This is a genomic window from Pseudomonas sp. LBUM1641, assembly GCF_059716235.1.
In genome coordinates this window covers 7027139-7048735 of record NZ_CP166815.1, presented here as the reverse complement: position 1 = coordinate 7048735, position 21597 = coordinate 7027139, and the positions used below count along the sequence as shown (strand labels likewise).

Sequence of the window (21597 nt, the reverse complement as noted above, 5' to 3'; positions counted from 1 at the left end):
GATTCCTTATCCGGCGAAGGGCAGCCAAGGGCTGGCCAGAATGACGGCCACGGTCAGCAGCACTTGCGCCGCCAGCAGGTAGGCTTGCTTGCGCAACAGTTTCAAGGCGCCGCGACGGCGTTCGGTCCACGGCCGACCCGCGCGTTTGGCAGATTGCAGGCCGAGGGTTTGCATCGCCTGGTCGAAATCGGGCGTGCGCTCGGTATCGCGGGCCAGCAGGGCGAACAGGTCGGCGTCGAAGGCCACCCGCAGCGCCCAGTATTTTTGCAGCAGCCCGAGCACAATCATCCACAGGCTGAGGACCAGGCAGATCGGCGTGATGCTGGCCATCAGCAGTTGCGCCAGGCCGAACAGTACGCCGAGCAAGGTCAGGCCTGTGGATAACTGATCCAGGGAACGACCACGGCGCAGCAGGCTGGCGACGACCTGTAATTCCATATCAACGGGCATGGGCTAAACCCTCCAGGGCTTCACGGTGAGCGGGATGCAGGACCACACGTGGGCGTGCTGTACGAATAATAGCCACTGCCTCATCGACATTGCCTGCGCGCCCGCTGTTTAGCAGCCATGCGGCCACGGCGGTGGCACTGCGCGAGTAACCGAGGGCGCAGCACACCAGCAACGGGCCGGCTGGGCGCAACCGTTCAATAGCTTGAGCGGCTTCCAGGCATTGCGCAGCAGTGGGCGCTGTCAGGTCGAGCACTGGCAGGCTGTAATAGGCGCGGCCCTGTGGAATAATCGGTAACTCTGCGCAAAGATCGACCACGGCCTTAAATGACCCCAGTTCGCCGCCGGTGGGAATACGCCCGAGCCAAACGTTATCCACAACCTGATCGGGCTGTGGATGTTTACGTGTCCACAGGCGGGAATTGATCCAGGCGGCTATGAGATAAGGCGCCAACAACCAGCGCACCGCCGGGCTGAGTCGTCCATCAGTGCGCTTCTGAAAGCCCGAAGCACCCAACACCAGGTAATTCGCCTTAAGCAACCCGAGGGAAACCGCTGGCCAAAGCAGCCACAACCAGCCGCCACTGAGTGTAAACGCGAGGATCAAACACACCAAAGCCCCGAAGCCATAGCGCAACCCCAGCCGCCAACGCTGCCGATCTCTGGTTAGTTGCGCATTCAGCAGCGGGCTCGGATGTTCCAGTGGCCATAGCCACACGCACAGCCAGCCGGCGAGGGCGCCTGTGGGTAAGTCGATAAAGTGATGTTGATAAGTGGTCAGTACCGAAAGGCCGATCAATGCAAACCAGCCATGCACCACCCAGCGCCAAAGGCCCTGGCTATGCCGCTGGTACATTATCCACAGCACCACCAGCAGGGCGATGTGCAGCGATGGTGCCTGGTTGAACGGCTTGTCGAACCCGGCGAGTACCGCAAACAGCCAGCCGAACACGCCGTCCAGTTCCGGCCTTTCGAAGGTGAAGCGCAGTGGCCAGATCAGGAAGCAGGTGACGGCGATCACTTGCGCCGTCAGCAGGCGCAAGGCGTGTTGCTTCAACTCATGGCGGGTGCTGGGCAGCAGCAGGGAAAAACCGTAGAGCAGGTCGATCGACCAGTAGGGCACGATGGTCCAGGCCCAGAACGGAATATGGGTTTCCCAGCCGAACACCATCGTGCCCACGTCGCTGCGCTGGCTGGTGACCCACGTGGCAAAGCCGTAGGTGCTGAAAAACAGCGGCGCCAACAGCAGCAGCCACAGCACCGCTGGTTTTAACAGGCCCGGTTCACGCATGGGTCAGACTCGCTGTGCCAGGGACACGCTGAAAATCCCCCATTCATCCACGCGCTGGGTGATCTTGCGGAAACCGGCGGCTTCCACCAGTTGATCCATTTCCGCCTGGCTGCGCCGGCGCATTACCCAGGCTTGGCCCTGACGGTGGCTGGTGAGGGCGCGGGCGATCAGTTCCAGTTGCGGGTGCCACGGTTGGCCGGTGTACACCAAATAGCCACCGGGCTCGACGGCTTCGGCCAAACCGGCGAGCGAGCCACCGACCATCGCGTTATCCGCGAACAATTCGTACAAGCCGGAGACCACCGCCAGTGTCGGCTTGGGCTCCAGCGCTGCCAGGTCCGCCCGGTCAAACGCATCGCCTTTGACGAACTGGGCGATGTCTCCCAGGCCTTTTTCACGAATCAGCGCGCCACCGTCGCGCACGTTGATATCGCTGTAGTCCCGAAGCAGGATCGATTCCGGCAACGGCGAAACGCCCTGCAAGGCTTCCAGAATGTACCGACCATGCCCGGCAGCGATGTCGACGATGCGCACTTCGCGCTGCTCGTCCCGCAGTTTGGCCATCGCCAGGCGCAGCAGCTCTTCCACGTTCAACTTGCGCTGACGAATACCGCGCCAGCCGATGGAGTTGAGGTAATTGGTGTCGATCATCCGCCCCAGCCCGCCTTTGCCGGTGGGTTTGTTGCGGTACACGTAGTCCAGGGTGCTGCCGGAGTCGAAGCCGGTGTCGAAACCGAGCTTCACGCCATCCGACAGTTTGCTGCCCAGGCCCATACTGGCGCGGGTCATGCGCCAGTAGAGGTCGCGCAGGGAGTTGCGTGGCAGCGGCGCGGCCAGGGATTCGGATTCGGCGCAGGTCAGGCCGATCTTGTCGGCATCCAGCAAGGAGGCGCGGTCCAGCGGGTGTTCGAAGTTCTGCAGGATAAAGCGCCGGGCGCTGCTCAAGGCCACGGCGCGGTCACGTTCACCGAGGGTGTCGTGGAAGAAGCCGGGGAGGATGTGCAGTTCTTTTTTCAGGCTGCCCAGGCGGTCGAAAAACTGCTGCTGGGGTTTGCGGTGCACCACAAAGTCCGAGCCGGAGATCAGCAGTTGGGTCGGCACCTGAATCGCCTGGGCATCGGCTACAACCCGGTCGGCCGCTTCGTACAGGCCCAGCAGCACATTTACGGAAATGGCTTTGGTGATCAGCGGATCGCTGTCGTAGGACGCCACGCGCTCCGGGTCATGGCTCAGGAACTTGGCCTTGACGTAACTGTTGACGAAAAAATTGCCGCGAAACTTGCGCATCAGCGCCAGGCCTGGCCGGGCGAAGGGCACGTAGAGCTTGACCTTGAACGCGGGCGAGGCGAGCACCAACGAGCGGATCTTCGGCGCGTAGTCGTGCACCCAAGTGGCCGCGATCACTGCGCCGACACTCTGGGCGATCACCGCGAGGTTTTCTTCCTCAATGCTGTAGGCGCCGCCGATATGGTCAACGAAGGTCTGCACGTCCCGCGCACTGGTGGCGAAGCTCGGGCTGTCGCCGCGCGCGCCGGGGGATTGACCGTGGCCACGGGCGTCCCAGGCGAAGAAGTCGAACTCCGGCAGGTTCAGCTCGTCCACCAGGTGAGCGATGCGCCCGGAGTGCTCGTGGCCGCGATGGAACAGCAAAATCGCCTTGCGGGGTGCAAAGCCCGCAGGGGCGGTGGCGGGCCAATGACGGTAGAAAAGCTCCACCCCGTCATGGGTGCTGAAGGTGTGCTCTTGCTGTTCACGCATCGCAAAATCCTTATGCAGAAGGGGAGGTTTGTTGTTCTTTTAGGCCTTGGCGCACGCGGTTGACCAAGGTGTAGGCCAACAAGGCCGCGACCAGCCACATCACCGCATCGACCCAACCGGCACCGAGCCAGCCCACCGCCACGCCGGTGGCCAGCACCCCGAGCACAAATGCCCGATCGCTCTTGCCCATGGGCCCGTCGTAGCGCCGCGAGGCCCCGACCATCGGCCCGAGCACGCCGGCGTATTCGCTGAACACCGCCAGCAGCGTCACCAGCAACACCGGCGCCAGGCTGACCTCGGGGATCAGCGCAAACGGCAGGATCAGCGCGCTGTCGGCGATCACGTCACACAGTTCATTGAGGTAGGCGCCGAGTCGCGACTGCTGGCCGAATTCCCGGGCGAGCATGCCGTCGATGGCATTGAGGGCCATGCGCAGGATCATCCACAGCGGGATCAGCGCAAACAGCCACACATGTTGCGCGAAGCCGGCAATCAGCAATCCCACCAGCAGGGAAACCACCCCGGCCAGCACGGTGATCTGGTTGGCGGTGGTGCCGTTGTCGTAGAGGCGCTGCACCAGCGGGCGCAGCAGGTTCTGAAAACGCGGTTTAAGCTGATAGATCGAAATCATGGGGAGTGACGCTTCCTTGTCCGTAAGCCCGCGAAAAACTCTGGGGAGTGTGCCGATTTATCACGGCTGAAACCAGTGATGGCTCCTGTTTCTGGGGCTTTCGTCACTATCTGTGTGAAACCAAACAAAAATTTCACGCTTTGCGTTATAGAGTAACTAATTGTTTCTGGGTGGGCGTTTGGGGATGCGAGTGGATCTAGACGCTGATGACGTGGCCATCGAAGGGTTGCCGCGGTTTCAGCAAGGGTTGTTTCATGCCCGCCGTCTAAGGCAGGCCGGCATTGGCCTGACGGTGCTGGCGGTCGGCGGCTGGATGCTGGCGCTGTTTGTGGCGCTGTTCGCCCCGCTGTCGATCTGGCCGGTGGTGCTGATCAACTGCGCCTCGGCGTTGCTGGTGCTGGTGGCCGGTTTGCAATCGGCGTGGTGGGTCGCGGATTGGCGGGCCATGGCGCTGGAGGAGCCGGCTGCACGGTTGATGGAACAGTCACTGCCACAAGAAGAACCTGGCTGGCTTAACCGCCAGTTCGGTCGCGTCGGTAATGGCTTGCGGGTGCAGATTGGCGCACCGGTGTTCTGGCTGTGCGGCTGGTCCTTGCTGGCGTTGTTCAGCGTCCTGGAGTTCTGGAGCCTGACCTTGCCCGCTGCGGCGGTGGGCCAGGCTGCCAGTGTCGGCGCGGCCATTGCCTTGGCACTGGCGTTCGGCTTGCTGGTGTTTGAACGGCGCATGGCCCAGGAAAGCACCGCCCAATGGCCGGAAGCCGCGCAACTCGCGCAATTGAGCCGAGTGGCGATTATCTGTCTGGTGATCAGTGCGATTTGTCTGCTGTTTGCCGGTGAAGAATCCGTGTGGCCGTTGCGCCTGGCCGTGTTGATTGGCTTGTTGCCGATTCTGGTGGCGCTGGAGTTTCTGTTAAGAGGCTTGCTGTCGCTGTTCAGCCCGCGCCAGGAGCGCCTTGAACCGCGCCTGATGGCGCAAAGTTTTATCGCCGGGATGCTGCGCTGGCCGCCGCAACCGTTGCTCGCCTTGCAGCACGAATTGCACAACCGTTTCGGCATCGACCTGCGGCAGATCTGGGCCTTTACCTACATGCGCCGGGCGTTCCTGCCGGTGCTGGTGGTGGTGCTGGCTGTAGGTTGGTTGCTGACCGGTGTGCATGAGGTCGCCCTGCAAAGTCGTGGGATTTATGAACGCTTTGGCAAGCCGGTGGAAGTCTTCGGGCCTGGCCTGCATGCCGGTTTACCCTGGCCGCTGGGCCGCGTGCTGAACGTGGAAAACGGCGTGGTCCATGAGTTGGCCACCAGCGTTGGCGAAGCAGCTACGCCCGACGTAGCCCCCGCCGAAGGCCCGGCACCGTTGATCGCCAACCGCCTGTGGGATGCGAGCCATGTGAATGACAAATCCCAGGTCATCGCCAGCAGCAGCGGCGACAAGCAGAGCTTCCAGATCGTCAATATGGATGTGCGCTTCGTGTACCGCATCGGCCTGACCGACCAGGCCGCACTCGCCGCCACCTATAACAGTGCCGATGTGCCCACGCTGATCCGCAGCACCGCCAGCCGCATCCTGGTGCACGAATTTGCCTCGCGAACCCTCGACGAATTGCTGGGTGAAGAACGTAACAGCCTCGCTGATGAAATTGGCAAGGCAGTGCAAGCGGACCTGAAGACACTCGACAGCGGCGTGGAAATTCTCGCCACCGTGGTGGAAGCCATTCACCCGCCGTCCGGTGCGGCTAACGCCTATCACGCGGTGCAAGCCGCGCAGATTGGCGCCCAGGCGCTGATTTCACGGGAGCGCGGCGCTGCCAGCGAGCAGACCAACCGGGCATTGCTGCAAGCCAGTACCGCCCGCGACCAGGCCCAGGCTACGGCCCATGAAGTCAGTGCTGGCGCCCAGGCGGCGGACCTGCGTTTCAGCGCCGAACAAAAGACCTATCGGCAAGCGGGTCAGGCCTTCGTGCTGGAGCAGTACCTGAGCCAACTGAGCCAGGGCCTGGCCCACGCCAAATTACTCATTCTTGATCATCGCCTGGGCGCCAGTGGCGCACCGACCATCGATCTGCGTTCCTTTACCTTACCGGCCGACCCCACGGTGCCGCGTAAAGCCGTTCAATAAGGAGTTCATCTGTTGAGCGCTCATTCTCATGATCACGCAGGCCATGGTCACCACCACGGCCACCATCATCACCATCACGGTGATGAACAGGAAGCCGGCCCGTTCCCTTGGCGGCGTATGGGCTGGGCAGTGTTGCTGGTGCTGTTCGCCGTCGCCGCGGCGAGCCTGGTGCAGGTGCGTTCCGGTGAAGCCACGGTGATTACCCGCTTCGGCAATCCGTCGCGGGTATTGCTGGAGCCGGGCCTGGGCTGGCGCTGGCCGGCGCCGTTCGAAGCGGCGATTCCGGTGGACCTGCGCCTGCGCACCACCTCCAGTGGTTTGCAGGATGTGGGCACCCGCGATGGTCTGCGGATCATCGTGCAGGCCTATGTGGCCTGGCAGGTGCAGGGCGACCCCGACAACGTGCAGCGCTTTATGCGTGCGGTGCAGAACCAGCCGGATGAAGCGGCGCGGCAGATTCGCACCTTTGTCGGCTCGGCGCTGGAAACCACCGCCGCCAGTTTCGACCTGGCCAACCTGGTGAACACCGATGCCAGCCAAGTTCGGATCGCTGATTTTGAAGCGCAACTGCGCCAGCAGATTGATCAACAATTGCTCACCACCTATGGCGTGCGCGTGGTGCAGGTTGGTGTTGAACGGCTGACCTTGCCGTCGGTGACCTTGGCCGCCACTGTCGACCGCATGCGTGCCGAGCGCGAGACCATCGCCACGGAACGCACCGCCGTGGGCAAGCGTGAAGCGGCGCAGATTCGTTCGGCTGCCGAGCGTGATGCGCGGATCGTCCAGGCCGACGCCACGGTGAAAGCCGCCGATATCGAAGCGCAATCCCGGGTCGAAGCGGCGCAGATTTATGGCCGTGCCTATGCCGGCAATCCGCAGTTGTACAACCTGCTGCGTTCCCTCGACACCCTCGGCACAGTGGTCACGCCGGGTACCAAAATCATCCTGCGCACCGACGCCGCGCCGTTCCGCGCATTGGTGGACGGGCCGAAGGATGTCCAGCCATGAGTGAGCGGGAAAGCCTCGACAGCCCGTGGATCCAGGCTGGACGGGTGACGTTCCTGGCGCTGTATGCGGTGACGGTATTGGCCGCGCTGGCGTGGGCATTTTCCAACGTGCGGCAGATCGACCCGCAGAACCGCGCTGTGGTGTTGCACTTCGGCGCGCTGGACCGGATTCAGAATGCCGGGCTGCTGCTGGCCTGGCCGCGTCCGTTCGAACAAGTGGTGCTGTTGCCGGCCGCCGATCGAGTGATCGAGCGCCGGGTGGAGAACCTGCTGCGTTCCGATGCGGCCACCCAAGCCGATCGCGTGGCCAGTTTTGCCACGCCGCTGAGCGATGCCCTGGCCGGCTCCGGTTACCTGCTGACCGGTGATGCCGGCGTGGTGCAGCTGGATGTGCGGGTCTTCTATAAGGTCACCGAGCCCTACGCGTTTGTGTTGCAGGCCGATCACGTGCTGCCGGCCTTGGATCGACTGGTCACCCGCAGCGCCGTGGTGCTGACCGCAGCGCGAGACCTGGACACCATTCTGGTGGCGCGCCCCGAGCTGATCGGCGCTGATAACCAGGCCGCCGAACGCCGCGAACGGCTGCGTGGTGATCTGGTGCGAGGCATCAATCAACGCCTGGCTGACCTGACGTCCACCGGCCTGGGCCTGGGCATCGAAGTCACCCGTGTCGACGTGCAATCAAGCCTGCCGGGCCCGGCGGTCAACGCTTTCAACGCGGTGCTGACCGCCAGCCAGCAAGCCGACAAGGCCGTGGCCAATGCCCGCACCGACGCCGAAAAACTCACCCAGACCGCTAACCAGGACGCCGATCGCGCCGTGCAGGTGGCCCACGCCCAAGCCAGCGAGCGCCTGGCCAATGCCCAAGCGCAAACCGCTACCGTCGCCAGCTTGGCTCAGGTCAGAGACCCCGGCCTGCTGCTGCGCCTGTACCGCGAACGCCTGCCGAAGATTCTCGGCCAGGCCGGCTCCGTGACCACGGTTGACCCTAAAGACGATTCCCGCCTGATCATTCAGGGAGCTGAACAATGACCGCCCACGCCGCCCCGATGCTGTCATCGGCCGAACAACGCAGCGCCGCCCGGCAACTGACCCTGGCGATGCTCGCCTTGGGCTTGCTCAGCCTGGGCCTGGTATGGCGCTGGCTGGCGCCGGACCAGACCGGCGTCAGCCAACTGCTGCTGGGCGTCGCCTCGTTGCTGGTGGCCGTGCCCGTGATGCGCTCGGCTTGGTACAGCCTGCGTTATCCGAGCCTGCATGGCATCACCGACCAACTGATCGCACTGGCCATGCTCGGTGCCTGGGCTACCGGTGACCTGCTGACCGCGGCGCTGCTGCCGATCATCATGATCTTCGGCCATGTGCTGGAAGAGCGCAGTGTCATCGGTTCCCAGGAAGCGATTCATGCCCTGGGCAAACTGACCCGCAGCCATGCGCGCCTGGTGCAGGCGGACGGGACCATTCTGGAAGTCGACAACGGCATCCTGAAGACCGGCGATATCGTCGAAGTGCGTGCCGGTGACCGGGTGCCCGCCGATGGCGTGGTGCTGTCGGGCCAGGCCAGCCTGGACACCGCGCCGATCACCGGCGAATCGGTGCCGCTGGAAGCGAGTGTTGGCGTGCAGGTGTTTGGTGGCGCGATCAACCTCGACGGCCTGCTGCGCCTGGAAGTGACCCGCACCGGCAATGAGTCGACCCTGGGCAAAGTCATCGCGCTGATGCAGAGCGCCGAACGTTCCAAGCCGCCGATCACTCGATTGCTGGAGCGCTACGCCGGCAGCTACATGGTGCTGGTGTTGTTGCTGGCGGCGGTCACCTGGTTTGTCACCAACGACGCCCAGGCGATGCTCGCGGTGCTGGTGGCGGCGTGCCCGTGTGCATTGGTGTTGTCGGCACCGGCTACGGCGATTGCGGGCATTGCGGTGGCGGCGCGTCACGGCATTCTGATTCGCAGCTCGGCGTTTCTCGAGGAGTTGGCGGACCTGACGTCACTGGTGGTCGACAAGACCGGCACCCTGACGTTTGGCACCCTGCGTTTGCAGTCCATCGAAACCCGCGAGCCAGATCGGCAAGCGCTGCTCAACCTTGCGGCCAGCCTCGGTTCGGCCAGCAGCCACCCGGTCAGCCGGGCATTGGCGGGGCTGGCGACTCAAGAGCAGATGCTGGTGCTGTCGGATATTCGCGAGCGCCAAGGCCTCGGTGTGGTCGCGCAGACCGGGCAGGGCGAAGCCGCCCTCGGTCGGCCGGAATTGTTTGAACAATTGGGCATCGCGACCACGGCGGTCCCCAATCACGACGGCCCGATTGCCGGGCTCGCGTTGAACGGGCAATTCCTCGCCTGGCTGTTGCTGGCGGACAGCGTGAAACCTGAAGCCCGCCAGGCCATGAAGGAGCTGCGTGAACTGGGCCTGGGTCGCCAACTGCTGCTGACCGGCGACCGCCAAAGCGTGGCCGACAGCCTGGCGTTGGAAGTGGGCATCAGCGACGTCGAAGCCCAGGCCTTGCCGGAGGACAAGCTCAACCGAGTGCTGGGGGAAATCGGCAGCGGTTTCCGGCCGATGGTGGTGGGCGACGGGATCAACGATTCCCTGGCGCTCAAGGCCGGCGTGGTCGGTGTGGCGATGGGCGCGGGCGGGGCAGATATCGCCCTGGCATCGGCGGACGTGGTGCTGATCGGCAGCGACCTGCGGCGCTTGGGTACCTGTGTGCGCTTGAGTCGCCAGTGCCGGCACACGCTGCAGGTCAATGTGATCATCGGCCTGGGCTGGACGCTGGCGATCGTGGTGTTCGCCGCATTCGGCTGGTTGGGCGCGGCGGGAGCGATGATTGCGGCGGTGTTGCACAACCTCAGTACGCTGCTGGTGCTGGGCAATGCGGGGCGTCTGTTGCGGTTCCAAGAGCCGTTATTGAAACTCGAGGAATAAATTTTTCAGTCTCGCTGTAACGCTATTGGGGGACCTCACTCTAGTGCTATGTCGAGATTGAACAATCCGTTCAGACCGACTCCACTACCGATCATGAGGAATACACAATGAACATCAAATCCGCTGCTGCTGGTGCCGCCCTCGCTATCGCCGCTGCTGGCATGTTTGCCGGTGTTGCCACCCAGGTACAGGCAGCAGACGCCCAGGTCCATTGCTATGGCGTCAACGCTTGCAAAGGCCAGAACGATTGCAAGACCAAAGACCACGCATGCAAAGGCATGGGCTCCTGCAAAGGCCAGGGCTTCTTGTCGATGAGCAAGGCGATGTGCGACCAGAAAGGCGGCAAAGTCGGCGAGTAACCGACAACCGAGTGCAACCGCAGCGGGCCCCCGCCGCTGCGGACACTTTCCCCAGGAGTGTGTTATGTCCGCTTCCCTTCCGAGTCTGGGTTACGGCCTGGGTTTACGCAGCGAGTACTACCAGCAGATCCTTGAACAATCGCCGGCCGTGGATTGGTTCGAAGTGATCTCCGAGAATTATCTGGTGCAGGGCGGCAAGGCCTTGTACTACCTGGACGCGATTGCCGAGCGTTATCCCCTGGTGATGCATGGCGTGTCCCTGTCCATCGGCGGGCCCCATGCCCTCGATATCGATTACCTGAAACAACTCAAGCAGCTCTCCGAGCGCATCCAGCCGGCGTGGATTTCCGATCACTTGTGCTGGAGCCGCGGCAACGCGCACCAGTTGCATGACCTGCTGCCGCTGCCTTACACCGAAGAAAGCCTGTACCACGTGGCCGGTCGCGTACGGCAAGTGCAGGATGTGTTGCAGCGTCCCTTGGTGCTGGAAAACGTCTCCAGCTATGTACGCTCCAAGGCGGATGAGTTTACCGAGTGGGAGTTTCTCAACGCCCTGACCCATCTCACCGGCTGCCAGCTGTTGCTGGACGTGAACAATGTGTACGTCAGCTCGCGCAACCACGGCTTTGATGCCTGGACGTTTATCCGCAACCTGCCGCCCGAAAGCATCCGCCAACTGCACTTGGCCGGGCATATGGATTACGGCGACTACGTGATCGACACGCACGACCACCCGGTATGCGATCCGGTGTGGGCGCTGTATCAGCAGACCCTGGAGCATCTTGGGCCGGTCTCGACCTTGCTGGAGCGCGATGACCATTTCCCGCCGTTCCAGGAACTGCTCGACGAGCTGAGCAAAGCCCGCGAACTGGGCGCGAGCGCATTGGACAGGAGAGCGTTATGCGCCTGATCGATTGGCAACTGGCGTTTGAGCAGCACTTGCTGGCCGAGACGTCCACTGTCGACAACGGCTTCAGCGCCACCTTGATCGGCGGCCCGACCCTGGATGTCGACACGGGCCTGGCGATTTACCACAACGCCTATCACGCACGGTTGCAGGACGTGCTGCGCGATGATTTCAGCGCTGTCTGGTATTGGCTGGGGGATGAGGAGTTTGCGCAACTGGGTTCGGCCTACATCCGGCGTTACCCCTCGGCCCATTACAGCCTGCGCTGGTTTGGCGAGCGTTTACCCGGGTTTATCGTCGAGCATTACGCCGGGCAAGGTTTGCCGTTGGCCGAATTGGCGCGGCTGGAATGGGCTTTCACCCTGGCCTTTGATGCGCCGCAGGGCGAGCCGCTGACCCTGCAAGACATGGCATCGCTGCCGCCCGAAGACTGGCCCGGGTTGCAGGTGCAACTGGCGCCCTCGGTGCAGCAAGTGCTGTGTGACTTCAACAGCCTGGGCATCTGGCGCGCCAGCAAGGGCGAGTGGGACTTTCCCGGCAGTGAGGCCCTGCCGTTGGCGCAGGTCTGCCTCGTTTGGCGGCATCAGAATGTTTGCCAGTACCGCAGCCTGGAAGCGGCTGAAACCAGCGCGCTGACAGGCATGGTCACCAGCGGCTGGAGTTTTTCCGAACTGTGTACCGAGTTGGCAGTCACTTACCAGGAGGGCGCGCCATTGCAAGCGGTTACCTGGCTGAAACAGTGGGTCCAGGACGGTTTGCTCCAGCGGCGGGCACCATAGAAAAGCGCTATTGATTCGATAGCCTGCTAATTTTTCCGTGGATGGTCTACCCTCATTTCAGACGTCTGAAACAAGGGGGGACTACACATGCTCGCGCAACTTCCACCGGCCTTACAGAATCTTCAGCTACCGCTGCGTCTTCGACTCTGGGACGGCCATGAATTCAACCTGGGCCCGGATCCCAGTGTCACCATTGTGGTCAAGGACCCCATGATGGTTTCAACCCTCAGCCATCCGACGCTCAATTCACTGGGCGAAGCCTTCGTCGAGGGCAAACTGGAGCTGGAAGGCTCCATTTCCGAAGTGATCAGGGTCGTTGACGAGTTGAGTCATGCCCTGGTGAATGACGACGAGGACACTCGTCCGGTGCGCTCGATCCACGACAAGGCCACCGACGCAGCCGCTATTTCCTACCATTACGACCTGTCCAACGAGTTCTACCAGCTGTGGCTGGACCGTGACATGGCCTATTCCTGCGGGTATTTCGAGACCGGCAGCGAATCCCTCGATCAAGCCCAACAAGACAAATTCCGCCACCTGTGCCGCAAATTGCGGCTGCAGCCGGGGGAGTATTTGCTCGACGTGGGTTGCGGTTGGGGCGGGCTGGCGCGGTATGCCGCGCGGGAATTCGGGGTCAAGGTGTTTGGTATCACCCTGAGCAAGGAACAACTGGAACTGGCCCAGGAACGGGTGAGAGCCGAAGGCCTGGAAGACCAGGTTGAGTTGACGCTGCTCGACTACCGTGACTTGCCCCAGGATGGCCGGTTCGACAAGGTGGTGAGCGTGGGCATGTTTGAACACGTCGGCCACGCCAACCTGGCGGAGTACTGCAAGATTCTCTACGGCGCGGTGCGTGAGGGCGGCCTGGTGATGAACCACGGGATTACCGCCAAGCATATCGATGGCCGGCCCGTAGGCCGTGGTGCCGGAGACTTTATCGAGCGCTATGTATTTCCCAATGGCGAGTTGCCGCACCTTTCTATGATGACTGCCGAGATCAGCGACGTGGGCCTGGAAGTGGTCGACGTCGAAAGCCTGCGCCTGCATTACGCGCGCACGCTGGATCACTGGAGTGAGCGCCTGGAAGATAACCTGGAAGCGGCGGGCAAGATGGTGCCGGAGCAGGCCTTGCGCATCTGGCGCCTGTACCTTGCTGGCTGTGCCTATGCGTTTGCCCGGGGCTGGATCAACCTGCATCAGATTCTGGCGGTGAAACCCCATGCCGATGGTAGCCATGAGCTGCCGTGGACACGGGATGATCTGTACCAGTAAACCCCGGTACCTGTAGGAGCGAGCTTGCTCGCGAAAAACTTGAGGGCGCCGCGTTTATCCAGAATGAACGCGTCATCGTTAACGTTCTTCGCGAGCAAGCTTGCTCCTACAGGATCGGAGAAATCAGGCGCGCGACCCTCATGCCCAGTTGTTGCAGGCGGTGGGTCTGGCGGTTTTCTTCCTGGCTGATTTCGTGGGCCTGGGCGAAGTCATCCAGCAGCATGTGCTCCACCTGGCTGGCGAAGGTGTCATCCACGGTCAGCAACATCACTTCGAAATTCAGCCGGAATGAACGGTTATCCAGATTCGCACTGCCGATGGCGCTGATTTCACTGTCCACCAACACCACTTTCTGATGCAGGAACCCCGGCGTATAGCGGAATACCCGCACCCCGGCGCGCACGGCTTCGATCGCGTACAGGCTGGAAGCGGCGTAGACGATGCGGTGATCCGGCCGTGACGGCAGTAACAGGCGCACATCCACCCCGCGCAGTACCGCCAACCTCAATGCCGCAAACACCGCCTCGTCGGGAATGAAATACGGGCTGGTGATCCACACCCGCTCGGTCGCCGCATGAATCGCCTCGACGAAAAACAGCGAGCAGGTTTCATAGGGATCCGCCGGGCCGCTGGCGAGCAATTGGCAGAGCACGCCGTCGTCCGGGTAGGTATCCGGCAGCAGCAACGGCGGCAACTCCCGCGCGGCCCAGAACCAGTCCTCGGCAAACGATTCCTGCAGGCACGCCACCACTGGTCCGCTGACCTGCACGTGGGTATCGCGCCATGGCGCCAGAGGCGGCTTTTTGCCGAGGTATTCATCGCCGACGTTATGCCCGCCGACAAACCCGGTAATGCCGTCGACCACCACGATCTTGCGATGGTTGCGGAAGTTGACCTGGAAGCGGTTGAGCCAGCCACTGCGGGTGGCGAATGCCTTGACCTGCACCCCGGCGTCCCGCAGCGACTGCACATAACGGTGGGGCAGGGCGTGGCTGCCGATACGGTCATACAGGACGAAAATGGAGACGCCTTCGGCGGCCTTTTCCTTGAGCAAAGTGTGCAGTTGGCGGCCGAGCTCATCGTCATGAATGATGAAAAACTGGAACAGCACGGCGGTCTTCGCCGAGCGGATCGCCTCGAAAATCGCGCTGAAGGTGGCCTCGCCATTGATCAACAAGCGCACCTGATTGTTCGCCAGGCAGGGCATGCGGCCCAGCTTCGGCATGGCCCGCAGCGAGGCGTAGGCGTGGGAATTACGCGCGGCCAGTGCCTCTTCCACCCACGGGCGCCAGTTCAGCTCGGTAATCGCCTTGTGCATTTCCTGGTTGGCCTGGCGACGCGCCTGAATGTAGGCGTCGAAGGTACTGCGGCCAAAGATCAGGTAGGGAATCAGCGTCAGGTAAGGGATGAACATCAGCGACAAGGCCCAGGCAATCGAGCCTTGGGCGGTCCTGACGGTCAGCACCGCATGGATGGCGGCGAGGGAGCCCAGAAAATGCAGGGTGGCAATGAAATAGGCGAGCAGGTGCGGGCCAAAGAAATCCATGGACAACGGTACTCCTGACGAACAAGTGCCTAACAGACCATGTTCGGCCACGAATGTCGCTATTTTATTTGCTGTGCAACACTGGCGCTTTTGCGGCGTCTAACGCCGACAATTGCCCAGGAGTTACCCGATGAATGCTCGTCTGCTTGGTTTGGCCATGGTTGTTGGTTTAACGCTGCCCGTGGCGGCGCAAGCGCAGATGTTGGCGCCGGGCTTGTGGGAATTGACCACCAGCAATATGAAGGTCGATAACCAGGACCTGCCGGACTTGTCGCTGATCCTCGGTCAGCTCAAGCAACAGATGACCCCGGAACAACGCGCCATGCTCGAGAAGCAAGGCATCACCATGGCCGGTAAGGGTGTGCAGGTGTGCCTGACCCCGGCCCAGGTGGCGTCCGATTCCATCCCGCTGACCGACCCGCAATCCGGGTGCAAGCAGGAAGTGACGGACAAGACCGGTAACCAGTGGAAATTCCGTTTCAGTTGCCCGAAAGCCCAGGGCACCGGCGTGGCGACGTTCCAGAGCCAGCAGGAATTCACCACCACCGTCAACGGTACCTTCAATGCCACCGGCATTCAGCAGAAGGGCAGCCTGGACACCCACGCGCAGTGGTTGGGCAGCAACTGCGGCACCGTCAAACCGCGCGCTTAACCTAAGATAAACCCCGATCAAAATGTGGGAGCGGGCTTGCTCGCGAATGCGGTGGATCAGTTAATACATGTGGCGACTGACCCACCGCATTCGCGAGCAAGCCCGCTCCCACATTTGATTGGATTGCCAGTTCCTGATTCTCTTCAACGCTGGAAATGCAGCGGCAACCCTTGGCAACTGTCGTGCACGCGCCCGTCGTGCCAGGCCAGGTGGCCGGAGACCAGCGTGGTGCTGACGCTGTGCCGGAAGCTGCGCTCGGCGAAGGGCGTCCAGCCGCAACGGGCCATAATCGGCTGGCTGCTGACGGGCTTGCCATGGGGCTCGGGTTTGATCAGTACCAGGTCGGCCCAATAGCCTTCCCGCAGGTAGCCGCGGTCGGGGATCGCAAACAGGTCCGCGACGCGATGGCTGGTCTTTGCCACCAGGGTGGTCAGCGGCAGCAAGCCGTCGGCTACCAGTTCCAGCAGCGCCGGCAGGGCGTGTTGCACCAGTGGCAAGCCTGACGGCGCTTCACGATACGGCAGCTGTTTTTGCGCCCAGGTGTGCGGCGCATGATCACTGCCAATCACATCCAGACGATCACTCAACAATGCCAGGCGCAGGGCGTCGCGGTCGGCGCGTGTCTTGATCGCCGGGTTGCATTTGATCTGGTGGCCGAGGCGCGCGTAGTCGCGGTCATCGAACAAGAGGTGATGCAGGCAGACTTCCGCCGTGATGCGTTTTTCTGCCAGGGGTTTGTCTTCGAACAGCACCAATTCCCGCGCGCTGGTGATGTGCAACACATGCAGGCGCGTGCCATGCCGCTTGGCCAGTTCCACTGCCAAAGACGACGAGCGATAACAGGCTTCGGCATCGCGAATCAGCGGGTGAGCCACGGCCGGAACGTGCTCGCCGAAACGCTCGCGCATCCGTTGCTCGCTGGCGTGGATGCTGGGCGTGTGCTCGCAGTGGGCCAGAAGAATGGTCGGCACCTCGGCGAACAGGCGCTCGAGAATCTTCGGATCATCCACCAGCATATTACCGGTGGAGGCGCCCATGAAGACTTTGACGCCAGCCACCTCCCGCGGGTCCAGCGCGGCCACGGTGTCGAGGTTGTCGTTGCTCACCCCGAAATGAAAGCCATAGTTGGCCACCGAATGCAGCGCCGCGCGGCGCTTCTTGTCGGCCAGGGCTTCCAGGTTCAACGTCGCCGGGTTGGTGTTGGGCATGTCCATGAAACTGGTGATGCCACCGGCCACCGCTGCACGGGACTCGCTGTAGAAGCTGCCTTTGTCCGGCGCGCCGGGTTCACGGAAGTGCACTTGGTCGTCGATCATGCCCGGCAGCAGCCACTGGCCGTGGGCGTCGATTTCCACGGTGGCATTGGCGTTGTCGATGCTGCTGGCGATCTTCTCGATGCGGCCATTGGCGACCAGCAGGTCAGCCTCGAATTCCTGGCCTTCATTCACCAGGCGGGCATTGCGGATCAGCAGGCGGCTCATGGTCAGAACTCGTTTTGCAGGGCTTTGTAACCCAGTACCAAGTCGACGTTGGTGCGTGCCACGTCTTCGGAAAACTCCGAAGCGCTGACACTTACCGGCGGGAATTGGGACAGGTCGGTAGTGGGGCCGATGCGGGTGGTGGAGGGCACGTAGAACGCGGCGGGCAAATCGCGGCCGTCGACCACCGAGTTGTGGCGCACCACGCAACCGTCACCCACGATGCAGTTGAACAGCACACTGTTGAAGCCGATAAACACCCGGTCGCCGACAGTGCACGGGCCATGAACGATGGAGCGGTGGGCGATGGAGGTGAACTCGCCGATGGTCACGGCGGCGCCGGATTTGGAGTGGATCACCACGCCGTCCTGGATATTTGAATTGGCGCCGATGGTGATTGGGTCCATGTCGCCGTTCGCGTCGACTTCGTCGGCGCGGATCACCGCGTAAGGGCCGACAAAGACGTTTTCGCCGATGATCACCTTGCCGCAGATGATTGCGGTTTTGTCGACGTAGGCCGATTCGGCAATCACGGGCAGATCGCCGGAAGGGTTCTTGCGGATCATGGGGCAGGCTCCTGGAGGGGCGCGGTAAGGATGTGTACGTGGCGGCCGTCGATAGCGTTGTAGAAGCAGGTGGGTCGCCCGGTGTGGCAGGCCGGGCCTTGCTGATCGACGATCAGCAACACGGCGTCGCCGTCGCAATCCAGGCGCGCCTCCACCAGCAGTTGCCAGTGGCCGGAGGTTTCGCCTTTGCGCCACAACTGCTGGCGCGAGCGGGACCAGTAGCAGACCTGCCCGGTGGCCAGGGTTTCGTCGAGGGCCTGGCGGTTCATCCAGGCCAGCATCAACACCTCGCCGCTGCCGTGTTGCTGGGCGATGGCGGCGATCAGGCCATCGCTGTTCCACGGCAGGGCGTCGAGCACGCGGTCGAGTGGAAAGCGGCTGCCGATGGCAGCCTTTTCCAGGTCGAGCATGCTCAGCTTCATGGCTTGCTCAGGGCCGCGCACAGGGTGTTGAGGTTGTATTCGAACAGGCCGGTAAAGGTGCTGGCCGGGCCTTCTGATGCCAGGGCGTCCGAGTACAGCGTGCCACCGATTTGCGCGCCACTTTCGTCCGCGATCTGCTTGAGCAGGCGCGAGTCCTTGATGTTTTCCATGAACACGGCCTTGACCTTGTCCTTGCGGATCTGGGTGATCAGCGTGGCGACTTCGGCAGCAGACGGTTCACGTTCGGTGGACAACCCTTGAGGCGACAGGAACTCGATACCGTAGGCCTGGCCCAGGTAACCGAAGGCGTCATGGGAGGTCACGATGCGACGGTTGCCCGGTGGCAGGGCGCCGAACTTGGCTTTGGCTTCAGCCAGCAGGCGGTAGATTTCTTTCAGGTACACCTGGCTGTTGTGCTCGTAGTCCGCCTTGTTGGCCGGGTCGGCGGCGATCAACGCCTTGGTGATGTTGTTCACGTAGATCACGGTGTTGGCCAGGTTGTGCCAGGCGTGTGGGTCGGGAATGGTTTCGCCGTCTTCTTCCATGGTGTGGGACAGCACGCCTTTACTGGCGGTGACCACCGTCGCTTTGGTCTCGGTGCTGGTGACCAGGCGATCCAGCCAAGGCTCGAAACCCAGGCCGTTCTTGATGATGACCTTGGCCTTGAGCAGGGCCTTGGCATCGTCTGGCGTCGGTTCGTAGGTGTGGGCGTCGGCGTCGGGGCCGACCATGTTGCTGATCTGGATATGATCGCCACCGACCTGATGGGTCATGTCGTCAAGAATACTGAAGCTGGTAACCACCTGAAGCTTGTCGGCAGCCTGGGCCGTCGCGAACGACAGCGGCAGCAACACACTGAACAGCACGAGTAGAGCGCGCATCGGGAAACACCTCATTGGGATGTAAGCAAAGGCGGGCGGCGCAGCAAGCCGTGCACCGGACCGAAGACCACGGACAGCAGGTACAAGCCGCCAGCCACCAGCACAATCGCCGGGCCGCTGGGCAGCGAGTAGTAGAACGACAGCAACAAGCCAAGCCACACCGACAGGCATCCCAGCACCGCCGATATGGCGATCAACACCGGCAGGCGCCGGCTCCAGAAACGTGAAGCAATCGCCGGCAACATCATCAAGCCGACCACCATCAAGGCGCCGATGGCCTGGAAGCCGATCACCAGGTTCAACACCACCAGCGTCAGGAACAGCCCGTGGGCCAACGGGCCGAGGCGGCTGACGGTTTGCAGGAACAGCGGGTCGAGTGTGTCCAGCAGCAGCGGTTTGTAGATCACCACCATGGCTATCAGGCTGAAGCCCGAAACCCAGAGCATGCCGGTGAGGGTCGGGCCGTCGACCGCCAGGGCCGAGCCGAACAGCAGGTGCAGCAGGTCCAGGCGCTTGCCGGCGAGGCCGAGGATCAGCACGCCGCTGGCCAGGGAGATTGGGTAGATGGCGGCGAGGCTCGCGTCTTCCTTCAGCCCGGTGCGACGGGTGATCCACGCGGCGAGGCCGGCCATGCTCAGGCCCGCGCCCAGGCCACCGATGGTCAGCGCGGGCAAACTCAGGCCGGCGAACCAGAAGCCCAGGGCGGCGCCCGGCAGGATGCCGTGGGACACCGCGTCACCAATCAGGCTCATGCGGCGCAGGATCAGGAACACCCCCAGCGGTGCCGTGCTGCACGCCAATACCAGCCCGCCGACAAGCGCCCGGCGCATGAAAACGAAGTCGAGAAACGGCATCCACAGGTGAGCGGCGAAGTGCATCAGGCCACCTGCATATGTGGCTGGGGGCGGATCAGCTCTTTGCTTGAGCCGAACACGCAACCGCTGCTTTTGATCTGCACCACTTGTTGGGTGTGTTGGCGGACAGAGCCGAGGTCATGGCACACCACGACCACCGTGCGGCCTGCGTCGTGCCAGGCGTGGATGTGTTTCCAGCACAGCGCTTGGCCGTCTTCGTCGAGGGCGGCGTGGGGTTCGTCCAGCAGCAATATCGGTGACTCGGCCAAACTCATGCGGGCGAGCAGGGCGCGTTGCAGTTCGCCGCCCGACAAGGCCATCAACGGCCGATGCTCCAGGCCACTGAGGCACCAGTCTTCGAGTACGGCGTTCAGGCGTTCGGTGCGTTGTTGCGGGGTTTGCTTACTGCCCCAAAAACCGGCGGCCACCAATTCTTGCAGGCTGATGGGGAATTGCCGATCGAGGTTTTGTTGCTGGGGCAGGAACGACAGGCCACAACGGCGTGGAACATCAATCGTCACTTTCCCGGCCAAGGGCTTCTGCAAGCCGGCGATGACTTTCAGCAGGCTGCTTTTGCCGGTGCCGTTGGCGCCGATGATGCCGGTGAGGCTGCCTTTTTCCAGGGTGAAATCGACAGCGGGGGTCAGTGGTTGGCCGGGAGCGCCCCAACGCAGGGCGGTGCAGGTGATCATTCGGAAGGTCTCGTCCAGCGGCTTTCAGCCACGGCATCGTGCGCGTGCAGGCTTTCGGCGTGGATCACTTTCAAGTGGAAGGCAATGACCGCATCCGAGCGTTTCAAGGCGAGGTTCAGGCGGCGTGCGGCGTCTTCGCAGAACATCAAGTTCTGCCCGTTGGCCAGGGCGAAGGCTTGTTCGTCCGCGCGCTTTACGGCGGTTTGTACGGCGGTGCCAAGGGCTGCTTCGGTTTCGTCGATCAGTTGCGTCAGCGGCAGGGTTGGCTGGTCGCCTCGAAGACGGACCTGCAACAGCGCGCTGCTGCGCTGGCTGTGGGGCGTGGCGACGATGCCGTTTGCGCTGCCCAGCCAGGTCAGCACGTCCTCGTGTTGCAACGGGGTGTTGCCGAAGTCTTCGATAAATTGCTGCTGAATCAATTGCCTGGCGAGAGCAGCCGAGCAGGGGCAGGTTGAAGAGTATGTAACGTCAATTTTTAGTTCCACGTGGAACATCTGGTTTTCCAGGCGGGCTTCAATGCTCACCGGGTAGCTTTTCCAGCCGGACAGCGGGCTGACCAAAGCGGGGCGTTTCAGCAGAAGATCCGCATGAATCCGCAGGTAGGCATTTGTGGATAAACCTTCATGACTGTCGAGAAAACGTTGCAATACACTGCGCAGCAGTGCTGGCGTAAGCGGCTGCTGTTCAAGCATCTCCAGCGCAAGATAAAGCCGCGACATATGAATGCCACGCGCTTCGCCGTCGTCCAGGCTGACGCCTGCATCGGCCTTGGCACTGAGGCGCTGGCCGTCGATCTGAATGGGCAGGGCAATGCCGCACATGCCCACCCAATCCAGCGGCAAGGCTTGGCGTGAAGCCTGCGCGGCGATATCGGGCAGAGTCAGCGCGTTCATGAGCAGTCCATCGTTGGAAATAAAAAGACATGTTATATTATTACAATTGAATCGACGAAAGTTTTTCTGCTCTGTCTTTTATTCAGTCATGTCGAGTACGGACGCTCCTTTATTTGCGGTGT

21 protein-coding genes are annotated in these 21597 nt (G+C 62.3%); 9 read left to right on the top strand and 12 right to left on the bottom strand.

Going from position 1 to position 21597, the window contains the following annotated elements:
• Positions 1 to 6 precede the first annotated feature (6 nt).
• Genes ACA046_RS32590 through ACA046_RS32575 form a run of 4 tightly spaced genes read right to left on the bottom strand, consistent with a single transcriptional unit; the run spans position 7 to position 4127 of the window.
• The gene (locus ACA046_RS32590) at positions 7 to 450 is read right to left on the bottom strand and encodes a hypothetical protein (RefSeq protein WP_076013248.1); all 444 of its coding nucleotides are present in this window, start codon (positions 448 to 450) and stop codon (positions 7 to 9) included.
• Positions 440 to 1738: a phosphatase PAP2/dual specificity phosphatase family protein gene (locus ACA046_RS32585; protein WP_497675646.1), complete on the bottom strand. Its 1299-nt coding sequence runs from the start codon at positions 1736 to 1738 to the stop codon at positions 440 to 442. The genes ACA046_RS32590 and ACA046_RS32585 overlap by 11 nt, the downstream gene beginning before the upstream one ends.
• Positions 1739 to 1741: 3 nt before the next feature.
• Positions 1742 to 3496, bottom strand: a complete 1755-nt coding sequence (locus ACA046_RS32580; protein WP_497675645.1) for a bifunctional alpha/beta hydrolase/class I SAM-dependent methyltransferase — start codon at positions 3494 to 3496, stop codon at positions 1742 to 1744.
• Positions 3497 to 3506: 10 nt separating this feature from the next.
• Positions 3507 to 4127: a CDP-alcohol phosphatidyltransferase family protein gene (locus ACA046_RS32575; protein ID WP_497675644.1), complete on the bottom strand. Its 621-nt coding sequence runs from the start codon at positions 4125 to 4127 to the stop codon at positions 3507 to 3509.
• Positions 4128 to 4311: 184 nt separating this feature from the next.
• Here ACA046_RS32575 and hflK (ACA046_RS32570) point away from each other — a divergent pair, with 184 nt between their 5' ends.
• The 8 genes from hflK (ACA046_RS32570) to cfaB all read left to right on the top strand — a co-directional run bounded on the left by hflK (ACA046_RS32570) (position 4312) and on the right by cfaB (position 13491).
• Entirely contained in the window at positions 4312 to 6243 is a 1932-nt protein-coding gene (hflK, locus tag ACA046_RS32570; RefSeq protein ID WP_497675643.1) for a protease modulator HflK, read from the top strand.
• Positions 6244 to 6252: 9 nt separating this feature from the next.
• Positions 6253 to 7251: a protease modulator HflC gene (hflC, locus tag ACA046_RS32565; RefSeq protein ID WP_173860313.1), complete on the top strand. Its 999-nt coding sequence runs from the start codon at positions 6253 to 6255 to the stop codon at positions 7249 to 7251.
• Positions 7248 to 8282 (top strand): protease modulator HflK, encoded by a 1035-nt coding sequence (gene hflK / locus ACA046_RS32560; RefSeq protein ID WP_459024871.1) that lies wholly within the window; start codon positions 7248 to 7250, stop codon positions 8280 to 8282. The genes hflC and hflK (ACA046_RS32560) overlap by 4 nt, the downstream gene beginning before the upstream one ends.
• Complete coding sequence (locus ACA046_RS32555; protein WP_459024869.1) at positions 8279 to 10174, top strand: cation-translocating P-type ATPase; 1896 nt, start codon at positions 8279 to 8281, stop codon at positions 10172 to 10174. Before hflK (ACA046_RS32560) ends, ACA046_RS32555 begins: the two co-directional genes overlap by 4 nt.
• A 107-nt stretch (positions 10175 to 10281) precedes the next feature.
• The gene (bufA2, locus tag ACA046_RS32550; RefSeq protein WP_003213503.1) at positions 10282 to 10533 is read left to right on the top strand and encodes a BufA2 family periplasmic bufferin-type metallophore; all 252 of its coding nucleotides are present in this window, start codon (positions 10282 to 10284) and stop codon (positions 10531 to 10533) included.
• A gap of 64 nt (positions 10534 to 10597) precedes the next feature.
• Positions 10598 to 11443: an MNIO family bufferin maturase gene (gene bufB / locus ACA046_RS32545; RefSeq protein WP_076013241.1), complete on the top strand. Its 846-nt coding sequence runs from the start codon at positions 10598 to 10600 to the stop codon at positions 11441 to 11443.
• Complete coding sequence (locus ACA046_RS32540) at positions 11434 to 12219, top strand: HvfC/BufC family peptide modification chaperone (protein WP_459024866.1); 786 nt, start codon at positions 11434 to 11436, stop codon at positions 12217 to 12219. Before bufB ends, ACA046_RS32540 begins: the two co-directional genes overlap by 10 nt.
• An 87-nt stretch (positions 12220 to 12306) precedes the next feature.
• A complete protein-coding gene (gene cfaB / locus ACA046_RS32535; RefSeq protein WP_167664590.1) occupies positions 12307 to 13491 on the top strand; it encodes a C17 cyclopropane fatty acid synthase CfaB in 1185 nt (394 codons plus the stop codon).
• Between the two features lie 106 nt (positions 13492 to 13597).
• Here cfaB and cls read toward each other — a convergent pair whose 3' ends face one another.
• Complete coding sequence (gene cls, locus ACA046_RS32530; protein WP_459024863.1) at positions 13598 to 15037, bottom strand: cardiolipin synthase; 1440 nt, start codon at positions 15035 to 15037, stop codon at positions 13598 to 13600.
• A gap of 130 nt (positions 15038 to 15167) precedes the next feature.
• Here cls and ACA046_RS32525 point away from each other — a divergent pair, with 130 nt between their 5' ends.
• A complete protein-coding gene (locus ACA046_RS32525) occupies positions 15168 to 15689 on the top strand; it encodes a DUF3617 domain-containing protein (RefSeq protein ID WP_076013237.1) in 522 nt (173 codons plus the stop codon).
• Between the two features lie 143 nt (positions 15690 to 15832).
• On the opposite strand, the gene ACA046_RS32520 is transcribed toward ACA046_RS32525, so the two are convergent.
• From ACA046_RS32520 to folE2, 7 genes are read right to left on the bottom strand one after another with little or no spacing between them, the layout of a single operon-like run.
• A complete protein-coding gene (locus tag ACA046_RS32520; protein WP_459024861.1) occupies positions 15833 to 17170 on the bottom strand; it encodes a dihydroorotase in 1338 nt (445 codons plus the stop codon).
• Positions 17171 to 17172: 2 nt separating this feature from the next.
• Positions 17173 to 17733 carry a gamma carbonic anhydrase family protein gene (locus ACA046_RS32515; protein WP_167664588.1) on the bottom strand — a complete coding sequence of 187 codons (561 nt, stop codon included), beginning with the start codon at positions 17731 to 17733 and terminating at the stop codon, positions 17173 to 17175.
• On the bottom strand, positions 17730 to 18155 hold the full coding sequence (hisI, locus tag ACA046_RS32510; protein WP_093203510.1) for a phosphoribosyl-AMP cyclohydrolase: 426 nt from the start codon (positions 18153 to 18155) through the stop codon (positions 17730 to 17732). Before hisI ends, ACA046_RS32515 begins: the two co-directional genes overlap by 4 nt.
• Positions 18152 to 19036, bottom strand: a complete 885-nt coding sequence (locus ACA046_RS32505) for a metal ABC transporter substrate-binding protein (protein WP_201140704.1) — start codon at positions 19034 to 19036, stop codon at positions 18152 to 18154. The genes hisI and ACA046_RS32505 overlap by 4 nt, the downstream gene beginning before the upstream one ends.
• Before the next feature lie 11 nt (positions 19037 to 19047).
• Positions 19048 to 19914 (bottom strand): metal ABC transporter permease, encoded by an 867-nt coding sequence (locus tag ACA046_RS32500; RefSeq protein WP_063033778.1) that lies wholly within the window; start codon positions 19912 to 19914, stop codon positions 19048 to 19050.
• A complete protein-coding gene (locus ACA046_RS32495) occupies positions 19914 to 20582 on the bottom strand; it encodes a metal ABC transporter ATP-binding protein (protein ID WP_497675642.1) in 669 nt (222 codons plus the stop codon). The genes ACA046_RS32500 and ACA046_RS32495 overlap by 1 nt, the downstream gene beginning before the upstream one ends.
• Positions 20579 to 21475, bottom strand: a complete 897-nt coding sequence (gene folE2 / locus ACA046_RS32490; RefSeq protein WP_459024857.1) for a GTP cyclohydrolase FolE2 — start codon at positions 21473 to 21475, stop codon at positions 20579 to 20581. The genes ACA046_RS32495 and folE2 overlap by 4 nt, the downstream gene beginning before the upstream one ends.
• Positions 21476 to 21597 lie beyond the last annotated feature (122 nt).

Coding starts and splice junctions, on each gene's coding strand:
- folE2 (WP_459024857.1), bottom strand. CDS start 21,475: ATGAACGCGCTGACTCTGCCCGATATCGCCGCGCAGGCTTCACGCCAA.
- ACA046_RS32500 (WP_063033778.1), bottom strand. CDS start 19,914: ATGCACTTCGCCGCTCACCTGTGGATGCCGTTTCTCGACTTCGTTTTC.
- ACA046_RS32495 (WP_497675642.1), bottom strand. CDS start 20,582: ATGATCACCTGCACCGCCCTGCGTTGGGGCGCTCCCGGCCAACCACTG.
- ACA046_RS32520 (WP_459024861.1), bottom strand. CDS start 17,170: ATGAGCCGCCTGCTGATCCGCAATGCCCGCCTGGTGAATGAAGGCCAG.
- hisI (WP_093203510.1), bottom strand. CDS start 18,155: ATGAAGCTGAGCATGCTCGACCTGGAAAAGGCTGCCATCGGCAGCCGC.
- ACA046_RS32590 (WP_076013248.1), bottom strand. CDS start 450: ATGCCCGTTGATATGGAATTACAGGTCGTCGCCAGCCTGCTGCGCCGT.
- ACA046_RS32515 (WP_167664588.1), bottom strand. CDS start 17,733: ATGATCCGCAAGAACCCTTCCGGCGATCTGCCCGTGATTGCCGAATCG.
- ACA046_RS32580 (WP_497675645.1), bottom strand. CDS start 3,496: ATGCGTGAACAGCAAGAGCACACCTTCAGCACCCATGACGGGGTGGAG.
- ACA046_RS32575 (WP_497675644.1), bottom strand. CDS start 4,127: ATGATTTCGATCTATCAGCTTAAACCGCGTTTTCAGAACCTGCTGCGC.
- hflK (WP_459024871.1), top strand. CDS start 7,248: ATGAGTGAGCGGGAAAGCCTCGACAGCCCGTGGATCCAGGCTGGACGG.
- ACA046_RS32525 (WP_076013237.1), top strand. CDS start 15,168: ATGAATGCTCGTCTGCTTGGTTTGGCCATGGTTGTTGGTTTAACGCTG.
- bufB (WP_076013241.1), top strand. CDS start 10,598: ATGTCCGCTTCCCTTCCGAGTCTGGGTTACGGCCTGGGTTTACGCAGC.
- cls (WP_459024863.1), bottom strand. CDS start 15,037: ATGGATTTCTTTGGCCCGCACCTGCTCGCCTATTTCATTGCCACCCTG.
- hflK (WP_497675643.1), top strand. CDS start 4,312: ATGCGAGTGGATCTAGACGCTGATGACGTGGCCATCGAAGGGTTGCCG.
- bufA2 (WP_003213503.1), top strand. CDS start 10,282: ATGAACATCAAATCCGCTGCTGCTGGTGCCGCCCTCGCTATCGCCGCT.
- ACA046_RS32555 (WP_459024869.1), top strand. CDS start 8,279: ATGACCGCCCACGCCGCCCCGATGCTGTCATCGGCCGAACAACGCAGC.
- cfaB (WP_167664590.1), top strand. CDS start 12,307: ATGCTCGCGCAACTTCCACCGGCCTTACAGAATCTTCAGCTACCGCTG.
- ACA046_RS32540 (WP_459024866.1), top strand. CDS start 11,434: ATGCGCCTGATCGATTGGCAACTGGCGTTTGAGCAGCACTTGCTGGCC.
- ACA046_RS32585 (WP_497675646.1), bottom strand. CDS start 1,738: ATGCGTGAACCGGGCCTGTTAAAACCAGCGGTGCTGTGGCTGCTGCTG.
- ACA046_RS32505 (WP_201140704.1), bottom strand. CDS start 19,036: ATGCGCGCTCTACTCGTGCTGTTCAGTGTGTTGCTGCCGCTGTCGTTC.